Annotated in this window: 1 protein-coding gene; it reads right to left on the bottom strand. The window is 45.2% G+C overall.

Translation table 11 applies throughout. The features are described 5' to 3' along the window. The coding region (locus ACTHUM_RS18855) for a DUF2238 domain-containing protein (RefSeq protein WP_440403807.1) at positions 1-464 on the bottom strand (464 nt) is incomplete at its 3' end. Positions 465-504 lie beyond the last annotated feature (40 nt).

A 504-nucleotide genomic window follows, 5' to 3' on the forward strand; every position in this document is an offset into this window, starting at 1 on the left:
GCATATTGCCATTCGATGATTTCATAGGCGGCAGCCACACTCATAATGAAGAACAGTGAGAAAAATAAGGCCAACGGCAGGTTGCACAGCTTGCGGCGCAGCAGCCACTCAGCCATTGGATAGGCGTAGAAGCCGATGATGTAATGGGCAATACGGTCGTAATGATTGCGGTTTTCGCCCAAAATCGGTTCAAAAAAGCGGTTGATGGATTCAAACGGTACATCGGCAAAAGTGTAGTATGCACCGATGGAATGCATAATCAGCCAAAAACTCATGAATAAGTAGGCCAAGTTGCTGAAGCGGAAAATGCGGTAAGTGGCAACCAGGAGGAAGAATACGGATGCTACGGGGATGATTTCGGCGTACCAGACTGCACGGTCATGAGGATTAATGCCTGACCAAACAATAAGGGCGAAGATAATTGCAGCAAGAAAAATGGGAAAGATTGGAGAGGGTTTATTCATGTTGTGTGTATGTAATAACAATGGTTACGTATTGTATAAC

It is taken from the genome of Neisseria sp. P0021.S006 (assembly GCF_051956895.1).